This window comes from Aliiroseovarius sp. S2029 (assembly GCF_023195575.1).
Lineage (GTDB): Bacteria > Pseudomonadota > Alphaproteobacteria > Rhodobacterales > Rhodobacteraceae > Aliiroseovarius > Aliiroseovarius zhejiangensis.
The window spans coordinates 267443-282677 of the sequence record NZ_JALPQE010000002.1 but is presented as its reverse complement, the minus strand read 5'-3'; the positions used below and the strand labels follow the sequence as shown (position 1 = coordinate 282677).

Genomic DNA, 15235 nt, shown 5'->3' with positions numbered 1-15235 from the left:
ATACAGGAGAAACACATGCTTACGCTGGTCACGATCCCCTGCCTGTCCGACAACTACGCCTTTTTGCTTCATGACGACGCAACCGGGGCGACAGCACTCATCGACGCACCCGAAGAAGCCCCGGTCAGCACCGAGCTTTCAGCACGAGGGTGGGGCTTGTCCGAGATTTGGTTGACCCACCACCACTGGGACCATGTGGAGGGGGTTGGCGCATTGGTAGAAGCCACAGGCGCCAAGGTGCTCGGGGCCAGGGCCGACGCGCACCGCCTGCCTGATCTGGATCGCAGTTATGGCGACGGCGATCAGTTTCAGTTCGCCGGGCACGACGTGCATGTGATGGATGTCTCGGGCCATACGGTGGGGCACATCGCCTTTTACGTCCCGGACGCGGGATGCGTGTTTACCGGTGACAGCCTGATGGCCCTTGGATGCGGGCGCCTTTTCGAAGGCAGTGCTGTACAGATGTGGGACAGCCTGTCGCGCCTTGCGGCACTGCCGCCCGACACGCTGGTATGTTCCGGTCATGAATACACCGCCGCAAATGCTGCATTCGCAGCCACGATCGAACCCGAAAACAAGGTGCTGCAACAGCGGACCGAGACCATCGCCGCCTTGCGAAAGAAGAACCAGCCCACGGTGCCCTCACGCCTGTCCGACGAGTTGGAAACCAACCCGTTTTTGCGTGCCCACTTGTCAGAGGTCAAAGCCGCCCTACATATGGATGCCGCCCCAGACGCCGAGGTCTTCGCCGAAATCCGGCGCCGCAAAGACAGTTTCTGACCCCCAAAAACAGCCAATCACGCCTGCGAGAGCGAAAATTGACAAGAAAAGGCTTGAAGAGGCGGTCGGAAAACCGAACCTTAAACATATGAGGCGACAGTCAAGGCGGACGAACCGCCGCGCGGCAGAAGCCGCACCAGATACGAGGAGTGTTCAACGTGCCATCCTTTTCAAAACCGCTCGAAGAAGCCATTCACCACGCGCTGGCGCTGGCGAATGAGCGAAAGCATGAGCTGGCGACGCTGGAACACTTGCTTCTTGCGCTGCTGGACGAACCCGATGCCGCCCGCGTGATGCAGGCCTGTTCGGTCGATCTGGACGTTCTGCGCAAGGTTCTGATCGAATTTGTTGACGAAGAGCTGACGACGCTGATCACTGATGTCGAAGGCAGCGAAGCGGTGCCGACCGCCGCTTTCCAGCGGGTGATCCAGCGTGCCGCGATCCATGTGCAAAGTTCGGGCCGCACCGAAGTGACCGGCGCCAATGTGCTGGTGGCCATTTTTGCCGAACGCGAATCGAATGCCGCATTCTTTCTGCAAGAACAGGACATGACCCGCTATGACGCGGTGAACTATATCGCGCATGGGGTGGCTAAGGATGCCAGTTTCGGCGAAGCGCGGCCCGTGTCCGGCACGCCCGACTTCGAAGAAGACGTGCAAGACGCCCAACCTGCCGAAGAAAGCGACAGCGCGCTGGCCAAGTATTGCGTCGATCTGAACGCCAAAGCCCGCGAAGGCGACATCGACCCGCTGATCGGGCGCGAACACGAGGTTGAACGCTGCATCCAGGTTCTGTGCCGCCGCCGCAAGAACAACCCGCTTCTGGTGGGTGATCCCGGCGTGGGCAAGACGGCCATCGCCGAAGGGCTGGCCGCCAAGATCGTCGGCGGCGACACGCCCGAGATCCTGTCTGAAACCACGATCTATTCGCTCGACATGGGCGCGCTTCTGGCGGGCACCCGCTATCGCGGTGATTTCGAGGAACGGCTGAAAGCGGTGATGAAAGAGCTGGAAGATCACCCTGATGCCGTCCTGTTCATCGACGAGATTCACACGGTGATCGGTGCGGGTGCCACGTCTGGCGGGGCGATGGATGCCTCGAACCTGCTGAAGCCCGCGCTTCAGGGTGGCAAGCTGCGCTGCATGGGCTCGACCACATATAAAGAGTTCCGTCAGCATTTCGAAAAAGACCGCGCCCTGTCGCGCCGGTTTCAGAAAATCGACGTGAACGAACCGACGGTCGAAGATGCGGTGAAGATCCTGAAAGGCCTGAAACCCTATTTCGAGGAACATCACGGCGTCAAATACACCGCCGATGCCATCAAATCCGCGGTCGAGCTGTCGGATCGGTATGTCAACGACCGCAAACTGCCGGACAAGGCGATCGACGTGATCGACGAAGCCGGTGCTGCCCAGCACCTGCTGGTTCAAAGCAAGCGCAAAAAGACCATTGGTGTGAAGGAAATCGAAGCCGTCGTGGCCAAGATCGCCCGCATTCCGCCGAAAAGTGTCTCGAAGGACGACGCAGAAACGCTGCGCGACCTTGAAAAGGCTTTGAAACGCGTCGTGTTCGGGCAGGATCAGGCAATCGAATCTCTGGCCTCTGCCATCAAACTAGCCCGCGCGGGTCTGCGCGAGCCCGAAAAACCCATCGGCAACTATCTGTTCGCCGGTCCCACGGGTGTCGGCAAAACCGAAGTTGCCAAGCAACTGGCCGACAATCTGGGAGTCGAGCTACTGCGCTTTGACATGTCCGAGTACATGGAAAAACACGCCGTCAGCCGCCTGATCGGCGCGCCTCCGGGCTATGTCGGTTTTGATCAGGGTGGCTTGCTGACCGATGGCGTCGATCAGCACCCGCATTGCGTGCTGCTGCTGGACGAGATCGAGAAGGCGCACCCGGATGTCTATAACATCCTGCTGCAGGTGATGGATAATGGCGAGTTGACCGACCATAACGGGCGCACCGTCAGCTTCCGCAACGTGGTCTTGATCATGACCTCGAACGCGGGTGCGGCCGAACTGGCCAAATCCGCTATTGGCTTCGGGCGTGATCGCCGCGAGGGCGAAGACACCGCCGCCATTGAACGCACCTTTACGCCGGAGTTCCGCAACCGTCTGGACGCGGTGATCAGCTTCGCGCCGTTGGGCAAAGAAGTGATCCTGCAGGTGGTCGAGAAATTCGTGCTGCAACTGGAAGCGCAGCTTCTGGACCGGGGTGTCAGCATCGAACTGACCCGCGCCGCCGCTGAATGGATCGCCGACAAAGGGTATGACGACCGTATGGGCGCGCGCCCGCTGGGCCGTGTCATTCAGGAGCACATCAAGAAACCCCTGGCCGAAGAGCTTCTGTTTGGCAAACTGGCCAAAGGCGGACTGGTTCAGGTCGGCGTCAAGAACGGTGCGTTGGAACTGCGATACGAGAAGCCGAAGAACCGGCAGCTTGGGTCACGCAAGCGTCCGCCGCTTCTGACCGCGGACTGATCCACGCCCACTGGAAAATGACAAAGGCCGCACATCGTTGCGGCCTTTGTTCGTTTCTGGATGTATGAAACCGGCTTACCGTTCGGTCAGCTTCAACTCGATCCGCCGGTTTTGTGCCCGAGCTTCGGGCGTGTTGGCCGTGTTCACCGGGCGATATTCGCCAAATCCCGTGGCGGCCAGCCGGTCCGGCGGGAAGCCCAGATCGTTGATCATGTATTCCACCACGGACAAGGCGCGCGCCTGACTTAGTTCCCAGTTGTTGCGGTAACGTCCGTTGCCGGACAGGGGCACATTGTCGGTATGGCCGTCGACCCGGATGATCCAGTCGACCTCGTCCGGGATCTCATCCGCCACGTCAGACAGAAGCGCGGCCACATTGGCCACCTGCGCCTTGCCTTGGGGCTGCAAGGTGGCCTCGGCGCTGGTGAACAACACTTCGGATGAAAACACGAACCGGTCGCCGACGATCTGCACCCCTTCACGATCGGCCAGAACCTGTTTCAACTTGCCAAAGAACTCCGACCGATAGGCGGCAAGCTCTTTGGCTTCTTCTTCCAGCCGTTTGCGTTCGGCTTCCTCAAGCGCCGCCCGCTTGCGTTCTTCTGCGGCAACCCGCGCCAGCGCCGCGTTCAATTCGGAGCCCAGCTTCTGGATCTGCACCTGTGCCTCGTCATCCCGCGCATTGCCTTCGTCAAGAATGGCCTGAAGGCTACTCAGTTGCGTGCGCAGGGCGGCAACCTGTTCGTTCAACAGTGCAATTTTGCGTTGGCTTTCGGCGCTTTCAGCCTCTTTTTCAGCCAGTTCGAGATTTGCGGCCGCCAGCAGGCGCGCGCGCTCCTCGGCGGTACTCAGAGTTTCGTCAACTTCGCTTTCGGCCGCCAGACGCGCAGCCAACGCGGCCTGCAACTGCGCGCGCAGCTCAGGCAGCTCTGCCAGATCCTCATTTTGCTCGTCCAGTTCGGTCAGAGCCGTCGCCAGGCGCGTTTCCAGATCAACACCCGCTGCCCTGGCCGCCGCCAGAAGGGTCAGAGTTTCTTCCGCCCTTTTGCGTTCGGCCTCAAGCGCCAGCGTCATGGCGGTGAGCTCTTCATCCGCCGTTTTCAACCGTTCACGCAAGGCCGCCGCAGCCGCCGCTTCGGCCAGTCGACTGGCCTCTTCCTCGTTCAATGCGGCAGCCTGTTCATCAGCTTTGGCTTCCAGATCCGCAACCAAAGCCTCCAGCGCCTCGCGCTTTGCCGCAGCAAGGCGGGCAGCTTCCGCGCTCGCGTCGACTTCGTCCCGCGCCTTGGCCAAGGCCAGTGTCAACGCCTCCTGTTCGGACAAGATGCGAGCCTGTGCGGCTTCCAACTCCTCCACCGTCGCGCTCAACGCCGCGCCTTCGGACAGTGCCTGATCCCGCTCGGCCAGCAAAGTCGCGACCTGCGCTTCAAAACTGGTGATCCTGGCGGCCTGTGCAGCCAACTCACCAGCCTGCGCCTCGGTCTGTGCCGTCAATCGCGCAATCAGGGCTGCCTGCGCCTCGGATTCAGACCGGGCTTCGGCCAGGGTGGCATTCAAACTGCCCAGTTCGCCTTCCAACTCTGCGGTGCGCGTCCGTTCCAAACCCAGTGCATCTGCCAGCCCGGCCACCTGACTGGACAGTTCATCCAGCTCATCCGCCTGTCCGGAGATGGTTTCACGAAGTATAAACTGCACGATCATGAAGATCGTCAGAACAAACATCAGCACCAGCAAAAGCGCCGTCATCGCGTCAACGAAACCCGGCCAGATCGAGCCGCTCATCCGTTGCACAGATCGACGCGTCAGAGCCATGTGCTAGGCCTCGTCCTGGCCCGAAGCGACGCGGATGGCATGGATCAGCGTTGCCATGTCACCGCGCAGATCAGACAGGCTTTCTTGCCGCCCCGCCTGCATTTCTTCCAGAATGCGCAGCAATTGCACGTCGATCGACCGAAGCCGCATCCGGCTTTCGGCGTCTGTCCGCGCTTCGGCTTCCTCGTGCTGGGCCTGCAAGGTGACGATCAACCGTTCCTGCCCCTCGGCCAACCGGGTCAGGGCTTCGGCCTGACCATTGTCCTGCCTCAGATGCGTCGACAAACCCTCCAGTTTCTCGGCCAATTGTCCCAACCGCTCGTCCAGCAGGGTGCGCTGCACATCGCTATGGGTGAACAGGGATTGCATCGCCTCGATCTGTTCGGCGAGAACACCCAGATAGGCGCCTGCATCCGTGTCGTCTGCTTCACCTTCTCCGGGGGCAAAACTGATCCTTGTGATGGTGGACAGCCATTCCTCAAGCTCACGGTAAAAGCGGTTCTGACCGTGACCTGCAAACAGTTCCAATAGCCCTACCACCAAAGACCCGGCCAGCCCCAGAAGCGAGGACGAGAACGCCGTGCCCATGCCGCCCAACTGCTCTTCCAGCCCGGTCATCAGGCGGTTGAACACCTCGACCCCGCCTTCCCCTTCACCGGGCGCGAGCGAACGGATGGTTTCGACAACGGCGGGCACCGTCGTCGCCAGCCCGTAAAATGTGCCCAGAAGGCCAAGGAAAATCAGCAGGTTGACGATATAGCGCGTGATATCGCGCGCCTCGTCGATCCGCGTTGCAATGCTATCAAGGATCGACCGGGCCGACGAGGCGCCGATCTGCAACTGCGATCCGCGGTTCGATCGCAACAGGGCGGCCAGCGAGGCCAACAGGCGCGGCGCACGGTCCGGGTCATGCCCATCACGTTCCCGCACATAGCTTTCGATCCACCCGACAGATGAAAACACCTGCCAGACCTGCCAGAAACAGGCCAGCAACCCGATGATGAACACGAACAGGATAAAGCCGTTCAGATACAGGTTTGCCTGAAACACGGGCAGCACGCGCGGCAGCGCGATGAATACGCCAAATCCAACCAGCCCAAGCACCACCAGCATCACAAGAATCTGGCGGATCGGTTGGGTGAAAGACGGCTCGGCCCCTCGTTTTTTGGGCGCAGTCAGCGTCCCGCGATCCAGCTGATCCATGCGGGATATTCCTTGTCGCCATTGTTGTTGCGCTCAGGATAGGCGCAACGGTTGCAGGTGCCAAGCCTTGTCTGTGCGCTAGGGGTCCGCCAGGGTGCGCACGGTTCGCGACAGCCAACTCAGGTCGTGATCCTCGATGCCCAGATCGGCCAGATGTGCCGCCGTGTTATAAAGGTATTCCGTGTTCGGACCCCGCCCCCCAACGGCGCGCGCAATGATCTGCGCCTGTTCGTCAAGCGCGATCTGGCAGTACTGCACATGGTCGGGGTCGATCACATAGGTGACGGCGTCGACCTCACGCCCGTCTTGCAGATGGATCGTTAGTCGTTTTTCCAGATAAGCGGACGAGACAAGCTCGCGCGCGCGCAGTTCCGCCAGTGTTTTGTCATGGCTTTCGGGACAGGCCCGAAAGGCCAAACCCTGACAATGCGCCCCGTCCATCTCGTCCAGAGCCAGAACAAGCCCCGGTGCATCCTCGGTGCCACGATGATGGATCGACCGCATGCAAAAACTGCGGTGATATCCCGGAAGCGTGGCGACGACAGCCTCGGTATGGTCGAAACCGGGGTTCCACATCAACGAGCCATATCCAAAAACCCAAAGATCCTGTGTGCTCATTTCACTCGCTCTTTACCACCTGTGGCTTTACATACGCCAATATGCACGCAGAGCGGCAAGAGGAAAGAGTGATGCGGAAATTGATCGTGATTGCCCTGGTGTTGGCAGGACTGTGGGCGGGATACTGGTATATTGGCGCCCGCGCCACGGAACGTGCCTTTTCGACATGGGTGGCCGACCGGCAGACCGACGGATGGGTCGCCGAGGCAGGCGACATCTCGACCCGTGGTTTTCCCAACCGGTTCGATACGATCTTCACGGATCTGGAGCTGTCCGACCCCAAAACGGGCCTGTCCTGGGTCGCACCGGAGTTTCAGATCCTCGCTCTGTCTTACAAACCCCATCACGTGATCGCCGTCTGGCCCGGTATCCATACAATCGCCACCCCCGAGCAACGGATCGAAATCTCAGGCAGCGACCTGAAAGGGTCGATCATGGTGGCCCCGACACCCGACCTGACGCTGGAGCGCAGTTCCATCGTATTGGCGGACGTCACGATGAACTCGACCGCTGGCTGGACTTCGGCGCTTGAACGGGGGCAACTGGCGACACGGCAGTTGGACAGCGGCACTCATCGGCACGAAATTCACTTCGAAGCGGTCAACCTGATCCCGGCCTCGTCCTTTGTGCAATCGCTGGATGCCGATGACCTTCTGCCCCCCGTCTTTGAGGGCGTCACCCTGAAAGCCAATCTGGACTTCTCTGCCCCGTGGGACCGCACCGCGATTGAAAAGGAACGTCCGCAAATCACTCATATCAACCTGAACGAGCTAAAAGCGAAATGGGGCGAGTTGGAGCTTTGGCTGGCGGGCGAGGTCGAGGTGGACACCGAAGGCACCCCGACTGGCACCGTGACCGTCAAGGCTCGCAACTGGCGTCAGATGATCGAGATTGCCCAAACCTCCGGCGCGTTGGCACCCGAACTCGCCTCGACCGTGACCGGCGCCTTGCAATTCGTGGCGGGATTGTCAGGCGACGACACCACACTGGACGTGCCCCTGCGCCTCTCTGGTGGACGGATGTTCCTGGGCCCGATCACGATCGGCACCACGCCAGTGATCCGCATCCGTTGAGCATATGTCGCTTCCCCACGCTTCTTCTGGCAAGAAATATCCTGGGGTGAATGCACGACTGCGCAGGGAGGCAACGCCCCCTGAAATCAAAGGCGGGAGCGCCCTGATCAGGCCACCGTCACCGGCAATACGACCCGCTGCGATAGCGCGCCGTATCCAGATGCAAATGGTCCTTGTGGAACCGGTCCGAATTGGGGCCAAGCACTGTGCCGAACGGACCGCAAGCCGCCTTGTGCATGCGCTTCAACACCTTGCCTTTCACCGGATCGCGCCAACCTTTCAGGACCGTAATCGTCGCCCCGTTCTTCAGCGTGACACCCGATATGTCGATGGCCCGTCCGCGCCCATGTTCGCTGACCTTTGCGCCCGGTTGGTTGTTGCGCGTCCGACAGGCGTAATGGGCCGCGACCCGCAAAGTGGCTGGCCCACCGCCCAGCCGCCCCACTGACGGAAACACCCCGTCCCGCACCCATTTGTTCAGGGCTTTCGCCGTGGTGCAGTCCATCACCGCCGGCTGGCTCAGCTTCACGCCCGACACCTCGGTCACGCGCACAGGGTCTGACACGCCACAGCCGCGAATCCTGCCGGGGATCGCTGATATGGCCTGCCCCTTGATCTCGTTCACACCGCATATCCGCCCGCGTCGCCCTGAATTGACAGGTTTGGGGGTCAAGGCTGCGATTTTCCGGGCAAGACCCTTGGGGCGCAGATTGGGGCGCAACGAGCGACGCACGGCGAAAGCGGTCGGCTCGGCCACAGCTCGCGTGGCCGACGCGTGTGTCTGGACCCGGCGGCGAACCTGTGGCCGCTCAATCTTATCTGACGCTGCGCTGCCCGAGGAGCGGATCACCGTCACGGTCACGGTATCCGGACGCGGCTCGGGTCGTTGAGATGTCTCTGGCGCAGACGCGATGGCGGGCATTCCGAAGCTGCATCCCAGCAACATCCCCATAAGCCATCCGCGCCACAGTCCCTGCCCCGGCCATCCTTTGGTCATTCCCGCTCCTTCCCCCGCCCCGCGCCACACGACTCGCGGGTTCAATCGTGCTTGCCTATCCGGCCGAAATCGGGCGCATCCGTGTCCTGCCCGGCTTCGATAATACCACGACGGATCGCCCGGGTTCGAGTGAAATAGTCGAACAAGACCTCTCCGTCCCCGGTTCGGATGGCGCGCTGCAAGGCAAACAGCTCTTCCGTGAACCGGCCAAGGATCTCCAACGTCGCGTCTTTATTGGCCAAAAACACGTCGCGCCACATGGTCGGGTCCGACGCCGCAATCCGCGTAAAGTCGCGAAAACCCGCCGCAGAATACTTGATGACTTCGCTATCAGTGACGCGGGACAGATCGTCGGCCACCCCTACCATCGTATAGGCGATCAAGTGCGGCGTGTGGCTGGTGACGGACAGCACAAGATCGTGGTGATCCGCGTCCATCACCTCGACATTTGATCCCATCCCCTTCCAAAGCGCGATCAGCCGCTCGGTTGCTGGCGTGTCGGTGCCGTTCGGGACAAGAATGCACCACCGATTGTCAAACAGTTCGGCAAAGCCGGACCGCGGACCACTATGTTCGGTCCCGGCCAAGGGATGGCCCGGGATGAAATGCACATGATCCGGCAGATGCGGGGCCACCGCCTCGATCACCGCGCGCTTCACCGACCCCACATCCGTCACCGTCGCGCCGGGTTGCAAATGCGGTCCGATTTCCGACGCGACCGCGCCCATGGCGCCTACGGGCACGGCCAGAACGACCAGATCAGCACCGTCGATTGCGTCTCTGGCGGTGTCAACGATCCGGTCACAGAACCCCAGGTCGCGGGCAATCTCGCGTGTCTCGGCGGATCTGGCGGTGCCGACGATTTCACCCGCCAGCCCGGCCCGTCGCATCGCATGCGCCATGGACGAAGCGATCAGCCCAAGCCCGATCAGGGCCACGCGGTTGTAAAGCACGGTCATGCGGCACCTCCGTCGTCAAAACGATCCTCTTCCAGCAGCATCAGCTTGGATCCCGGCACGCCACCTTTGAACCGCCCGATCATGTGCGCCACCCGGCGGCAGGATGCTTCGTCGCCAATGGTGATGCGCAGACAATGCGGCAGGCCGTAGCCTGCGACCATGCGCACGATGATCCCCTGGTCCTGCAGGAAAGCGTAGCAGTCGGCGGCCTCGTCCGCGCTGGCAAGCCGGGCAAGGATGAAATTGGTGCAAGAGGTATCCGACGGCACCCCGAGTTCAGCGAGGGCTTCGGCAAGCCAGGCGCGCAGGCGGGTGTTTTCCGCAAGACAGCGTGCCACGTGCTCACGGTCCTGCAAGGCGGCCTCGGCGGCGGCTTGCTGCGCCATGGACAGGTTGAACGGGCCGCGCACCCGGTTTAAGACGTCGATCACTTCGGCCGCGCCATAACCCCAGCCGATCCGCAACCCGCCCAGCCCGTACATCTTCGAAAACGTCCGGGTCATGAAGACATTGTCATATTTGTCGACCAGCCGCGCCCCGCCATCGAACCCGTCGACATATTCGGCATAGGCTCCGTCAAGCACCAACAGGACCGTGTCGGGCAATTCACGTGCCAACCGCGCCAGTTCGGCCTGGCTGACCATGGTGCCCGTCGGATTGCCGGGATTGGTGACGAAAACAAGGCTGGTGCGCTCTGTGACCGCCTTCAGAATCTCGTCGACATCGACCATCCGTTCACGTTCCGGCACCATCACCGGGTCGGCGCCCGCGGCAAGCGCCGATATCTTGTACATCGAGAACCCGTGTTCGGTGTAAATCACTTCCGTACCGGGCCCAGAGTAACACTGGCACAGAAAGGTTATCACCTCGTCCGAACCGACACCGCAGATGATCCGGTCCGGGTCAAGTTTGTGCAGCGACCCGATCGCCGCCCGCAGCGACGCATGATCGGTGTTGGGATAGCGGTGCAGCTCGCGCCCGGCCCTCTGGAACGCCTCGATGGCAAGCGGGCTCGGGCCGAACGGGTTTTCGTTCGAGCTGAGCTTGATCACGTTGGCCACGCCATCGACGCTGGACGCGCCACCCACATAGGGCTTGATCTGCATGATCCCCGGTTGCGGTTCGATCTTGGTCATGGTCGCCCCCCCTTACGAGGTGATTTACAGGGGTCGGCGCATCCACGAAAGAGCGAAAGCGCCGGGTTTGGAAATGTGCCGCGGGCTGCGGCTTCGCTGCATCTGCAGCACAGACGAAAAAACCCGCCCAAAAACCTGGGCGGGTTCCAAAACTTGGCGAGACTGCAAGCGGTGCTTAGTTCTTCGCGTAGAATTCGACGACCAGGTTCGGTTCCATCACGACCGGATACGGCACGTCCGACAGGCCGGGTGTCCGGGTGAAGGTGGCGGTCAGTTTCGAATGGTCAACGTCCAGGTAATCCGGCACGTCACGCTCGGGCAGCTGGATGGCTTCCAGAACGGCTGCCATTTGCTTCGAACGGTCACGCACTTCGATCACGTCGCCCTCTTGCACGCGATAGGACGGAATGTTCACTTTCTTGCCGTTCACGCGCACGTGGCCGTGGTTCACGAACTGACGTGCAGCAAACACGGTGGGCACGAACTTGGCGCGGTAAACAACGGCGTCCAGGCGGCGTTCCAGAAGACCGATCAGGTTTTCACCGGTGTCGCCTTTGACACGCTCGGCTTCACCATAGATGCGGCGGAATTGTTTCTCGGTCAGGTCGCCATAGTAGCCTTTCAGCTTCTGCTTGGCGCGCAGTTGCAGACCGAAATCCGACAGCTTGCCCTTGCGGCGCTGGCCGTGCTGGCCGGGGCCGTATTCACGGCGGTTCACCGGCGATTTCGGGCGACCCCAGATGTTTTCGCCCATGCGGCGATCAATTTTGTACTTGGCAGCGGTGCGTTTGGTCACGGCTGATCTCCTTCATAAAACTATCGAAGGGCGTTGTCCTTTGGCCGAAGCCCGACAGGCATCCCCTTGCGGGGGCCACCAACACCAATGAAAACCGGCCCCTTGCGGGACCGGATTTGGGGCTTATAGCGCCGTGAGTGGTGGTGTCAACGCCCCGAACGCCGTGTCAGGCGATTTCTCCGCGCATTATCGCCGCCTCACCCCGGTTCAGGCTGCGACGGGCAAATCCGCCATAGGCCATGGGGTCGAAGTTCAGTTGCGGGAACATTTCGAACAGGCGGCGGCGCTGCATCGAATCCAGCGTGTCCAGATCGGCATTCGCGGGATGGAAGCTTTCTGCCGGAACGCCGTTGGCCCATACGACCTCGTGATGTTCCAGAAGCACGTGGTAATAGGTGATCTCGCGGATGGTGTAATCGACGACCACGCGCCGCTCATCCACCAGATCCCGCGCCGAGATCAGAACCTCGTCTTCGTTGAACAGCTCTTGCGCCCGTTTTCCGTTCAGCAGGATTTGGTGCTGCCCTGAAACAATCAGGTCGGCATCTGGCTGCCCCGACCGGATGGCCCCGGCCCTGAGCCGGATTGGCCGCAGTTCAGGCATCGCGAACATGCGCGCCCCGGTGATGCGTTTTGTGCCGATCCACAGCACCTTCTGGGTGCCATTGTCGCGGGTTTGAAGCTCGTCGCCCTCGCGCAGATCCTCGACGCAAATCTCGCCGTCATGGGTGCGCAGCCTTGTGCTGGGGGCAAAACAGATCACCCCTGCCGGCTGTTGGGTCAACTGGTTCTGCCGCGTCGGCGTCATACTGGCCCGCACCACCCAGAAGTCCGTGTTTGCCGGAGGCGTTTCGCCAACAAACATCAACAACACCTGGTCGTCGGCACCGTTGATCAAGGTCGCGACATAGCTGGCATGCCCGTCCGTGACCTCGAAACCCATATTCAGATGATGACTGTCGACCGAATGTGACCCAAGGGGTCGTGAGGGGTCGATCGCTGCCCCGACCAGTTTGTACACTCCGTGCGCCGCACGCCGACGCTGGTCCTGCTCTCCGCTTGCGCTCTCAAGATCGCGAAGTTCACGCGGCCCGTCGACGCGCAACGGGCTTCCCGTCCAGCGCCAATTCGACCCAACGCCAAGTGACGTCACCGGTGCCCCCGGCATTCCGTCCACTTCCGTCTGCGACCATGAGATGACAAACGTGCCATTAAAGCCCGTTTTCATGCCCGATAACCTGCCATTCTTATTTTTTATTGCCGTCAGGCTAGCATGGGTGATTCGCTTTGTTAAGAAGTTTGTCCATGCATTTCTGCGACGTTCCGGGGCGCGGTGAAATCGCAACAGTTGGGGACTGGCCGGGCGGAGCCGTGCGTGATCCCAGCATCGGGCGATTGCAATGATCCACGACAACTGGTAATAAAATCTTACCAATTTTACCGGAGCGCGCCATGCCAGTCATCACCGAGATCGAAGACCTTCGCCGCATCTATGCCCGAAGGGTGCCAAAGATGTTCTATGACTATGCCGAAAGCGGCAGCTGGTCGGAACAGACCTTTCGCGAAAACAGCTCGGATTTCGACAAGCTCTATTTCCGCCAACGTGTGGCGGTGGACATGGACAACCGCTCCACCCGCACCAAGATGATTGGCCAGGACGTGGCGATGCCGGTGGCACTGGCGCCGGTCGGGCTGACCGGGATGCAATGTGCCGACGGCGAAATCAAGGCGGCCCGCGCCGCCGAGGCATTCGGGGTGCCGTTTACTCTGTCGACCATGTCCATCTGCTCGATCGAGGATGTGGCGGAACACACCAGCGCGCCCTTCTGGTTTCAGGTCTATACCTTGAAAGATGATGATTACATGCAGCGCCTGTTCGACCGCGCCCGCGCAGCCAACTGCCCGGCCATCGTCATCACGGTGGATTTGCAGGTTCTGGGGCAGCGCCACAAGGATCTGAAAAACGGCTTGTCGGCCCCGCCCAAACTGACCGCCGCATCCATCGCCAACATGATGACCAAAGTGCAGTGGGGGCTGGGTATGCTGGGCACCAAGCGGCGGTTCTTCGGCAACATCGTGGGACATGCCAAGGGTGTCACGGATCCGTCCTCGCTCAGCACGTGGACTGCCGAAGCCTTCGACCCTTCACTGAATTGGGACCGTATCCGACAGTTCAAGAAGATGTGGGGCGGCCCAATGATCATCAAGGGCATCATCGAACCTGAAGACGCGCTGCAGGCTCTGAATGTCGGTGCCGATGCGATCATCGTGTCCAACCACGGCGGGCGGCAGTTGGATGGAGCCCTGAGCTCGATCCGCGCGCTGCCTGCGGTGCTGGACGCCGTTGGGGACAAGATCGAGGTGCATCTGGACAGCGGCATCCGCTCGGGCCAGGACGCGCTCAAGGCCATCGCGATGGGGGCGAAAGGCACCTATATCGGCAGGGCGTTCACCTATGGTTTGGGCGCGATGGGCGAACAGGGCGTAACCAAGGCGCTTGAAGTGATCCACAAGGAAATGGACATCTCGATGGCGTTCTGCGGGCATACCGATATCAACACGGTCGACCGGTCGATTTTGCATATCCCGAAAGGGTTTTCCGGCGACTGGGAAACCTGAACCGAAAGGGTCGGCGTCAGAAATAGCTGCGCACCAACGCGCCGGAAACCAGCGTCCAGCCATCCGCGACCACGAAGAACGCCAGCTTGAACGGCAGGGATACGATCGCGGGCGGCACCATCATCATGCCCATCGACATCAGGATGGCGGCGACCACCAGATCGATCACCAGAAACGGCAGAAACACAAGGAAGCCGATCTGGAACGCCCGCTCGATCTCGGACAGCAGGAATGACGGCACCAGAAGGGACAGCGGGGCATCCCTGCCGATGGCAATCTCCGCCGTTTGCGCACGCAGATCGGCCAGATGCGCGAAGGTTTCCGGGTCGATCCGGGCCGCCATGAACACGCGAAACGGGTCAATCGCGGCCAGAAAGGCCGGCTCAAGCTCCAGCGCACCGTCCGAAAACGGCTTGCCACCTTGCGCCCAGGCCTCGACGAAAACCGGCTCCATGATGAAATAGGTCAGAAACAGCGCAAGGCTGACGATCAGCATGTTCGGGGGCGATTGCTGCAAGCCGATGGCCTGACGTAAAATGGACAGCACCGTCACGATGAACGGAAAGCAGGTTACCATGATGGCAAGCCCCGGCACCAGGCTCAACAATGTGACAAGTACGAACACCTGAATGGTGCGGGTCGCCAGCGAGCCGTCTTCGCCAAACGACAGGGTGATGTCCTGCGCCATGGCCGTACCGGTCGTGCCGATCCACAAGATCGCCACCGTTACAAGGATGGCGAAACCTCCTCTGAGGATGT

General features: G+C 61.0%; 13 protein-coding genes. 4 read left to right on the top strand and 9 right to left on the bottom strand.

The annotated features are described in order from the left end of the window. Positions 1–15 precede the first annotated feature (15 nt). Both gloB and clpA read left to right on the top strand, forming a co-directional pair. Positions 16–780, top strand: coding sequence for a hydroxyacylglutathione hydrolase (gene gloB / locus MUY21_RS06025; protein ID WP_248409438.1), 765 nt, complete (start codon positions 16–18; stop codon positions 778–780). A gap of 158 nt (positions 781–938) precedes the next feature. Then, positions 939–3263: an ATP-dependent Clp protease ATP-binding subunit ClpA gene (clpA, locus tag MUY21_RS06020; RefSeq protein ID WP_191286166.1), complete on the top strand. Its 2325-nt coding sequence runs from the start codon at positions 939–941 to the stop codon at positions 3261–3263. Between the two features lie 75 nt (positions 3264–3338). Here clpA and MUY21_RS06015 read toward each other — a convergent pair whose 3' ends face one another. The 3 genes from MUY21_RS06015 to MUY21_RS06005 all read right to left on the bottom strand — a co-directional run bounded on the left by MUY21_RS06015 (position 3339) and on the right by MUY21_RS06005 (position 6896). Then, positions 3339–5075 (bottom strand): peptidoglycan -binding protein, encoded by a 1737-nt coding sequence (locus MUY21_RS06015; RefSeq protein ID WP_248409437.1) that lies wholly within the window; start codon positions 5073–5075, stop codon positions 3339–3341. Between the two features lie 3 nt (positions 5076–5078). Beyond that, positions 5079–6278 carry a biopolymer transporter ExbB gene (locus MUY21_RS06010; protein ID WP_248409436.1) on the bottom strand — a complete coding sequence of 400 codons (1200 nt, stop codon included), beginning with the start codon at positions 6276–6278 and terminating at the stop codon, positions 5079–5081. Positions 6279–6356: 78 nt separating this feature from the next. After that, positions 6357–6896, bottom strand: a complete 540-nt coding sequence (locus MUY21_RS06005) for a gamma-glutamylcyclotransferase (RefSeq protein WP_248409435.1) — start codon at positions 6894–6896, stop codon at positions 6357–6359. A gap of 71 nt (positions 6897–6967) precedes the next feature. Between MUY21_RS06005 and MUY21_RS06000 the strand changes: the two genes are divergently transcribed. After that, positions 6968–7969 (top strand): DUF2125 domain-containing protein, encoded by a 1002-nt coding sequence (locus tag MUY21_RS06000; protein WP_248409434.1) that lies wholly within the window; start codon positions 6968–6970, stop codon positions 7967–7969. Between the two features lie 118 nt (positions 7970–8087). Here MUY21_RS06000 and MUY21_RS05995 read toward each other — a convergent pair whose 3' ends face one another. The 5 genes from MUY21_RS05995 to MUY21_RS05975 all read right to left on the bottom strand — a co-directional run bounded on the left by MUY21_RS05995 (position 8088) and on the right by MUY21_RS05975 (position 13085). Next, positions 8088–8966: an extensin family protein gene (locus tag MUY21_RS05995; protein ID WP_248409433.1), complete on the bottom strand. Its 879-nt coding sequence runs from the start codon at positions 8964–8966 to the stop codon at positions 8088–8090. Positions 8967–9007: 41 nt separating this feature from the next. Then, on the bottom strand, positions 9008–9925 hold the full coding sequence (locus tag MUY21_RS05990) for a prephenate/arogenate dehydrogenase family protein (protein ID WP_248409432.1): 918 nt from the start codon (positions 9923–9925) through the stop codon (positions 9008–9010). Next, a complete protein-coding gene (gene hisC / locus MUY21_RS05985) occupies positions 9922–11061 on the bottom strand; it encodes a histidinol-phosphate transaminase (RefSeq protein ID WP_248409431.1) in 1140 nt (379 codons plus the stop codon). The genes MUY21_RS05990 and hisC overlap by 4 nt, the downstream gene beginning before the upstream one ends. Before the next feature lie 175 nt (positions 11062–11236). Next, positions 11237–11857, bottom strand: coding sequence for a 30S ribosomal protein S4 (gene rpsD, locus MUY21_RS05980; protein WP_191286159.1), 621 nt, complete (start codon positions 11855–11857; stop codon positions 11237–11239). Between the two features lie 166 nt (positions 11858–12023). Next, positions 12024–13085: a Hint domain-containing protein gene (locus MUY21_RS05975; RefSeq protein WP_248409430.1), complete on the bottom strand. Its 1062-nt coding sequence runs from the start codon at positions 13083–13085 to the stop codon at positions 12024–12026. 224 nt (positions 13086–13309) lie between these two features. Between MUY21_RS05975 and MUY21_RS05970 the strand changes: the two genes are divergently transcribed. Further along, entirely contained in the window at positions 13310–14476 is a 1167-nt protein-coding gene (locus MUY21_RS05970) for an alpha-hydroxy acid oxidase (protein ID WP_248409429.1), read from the top strand. A 16-nt stretch (positions 14477–14492) separates the two neighbouring features. Here the strand turns inward: MUY21_RS05970 and fliP are convergent, their stop codons facing one another. Beyond that, positions 14493–15164 carry a flagellar type III secretion system pore protein FliP gene (gene fliP / locus MUY21_RS05965; RefSeq protein ID WP_248409590.1) on the bottom strand — a complete coding sequence of 224 codons (672 nt, stop codon included), beginning with the start codon at positions 15162–15164 and terminating at the stop codon, positions 14493–14495. Positions 15165–15235 lie beyond the last annotated feature (71 nt).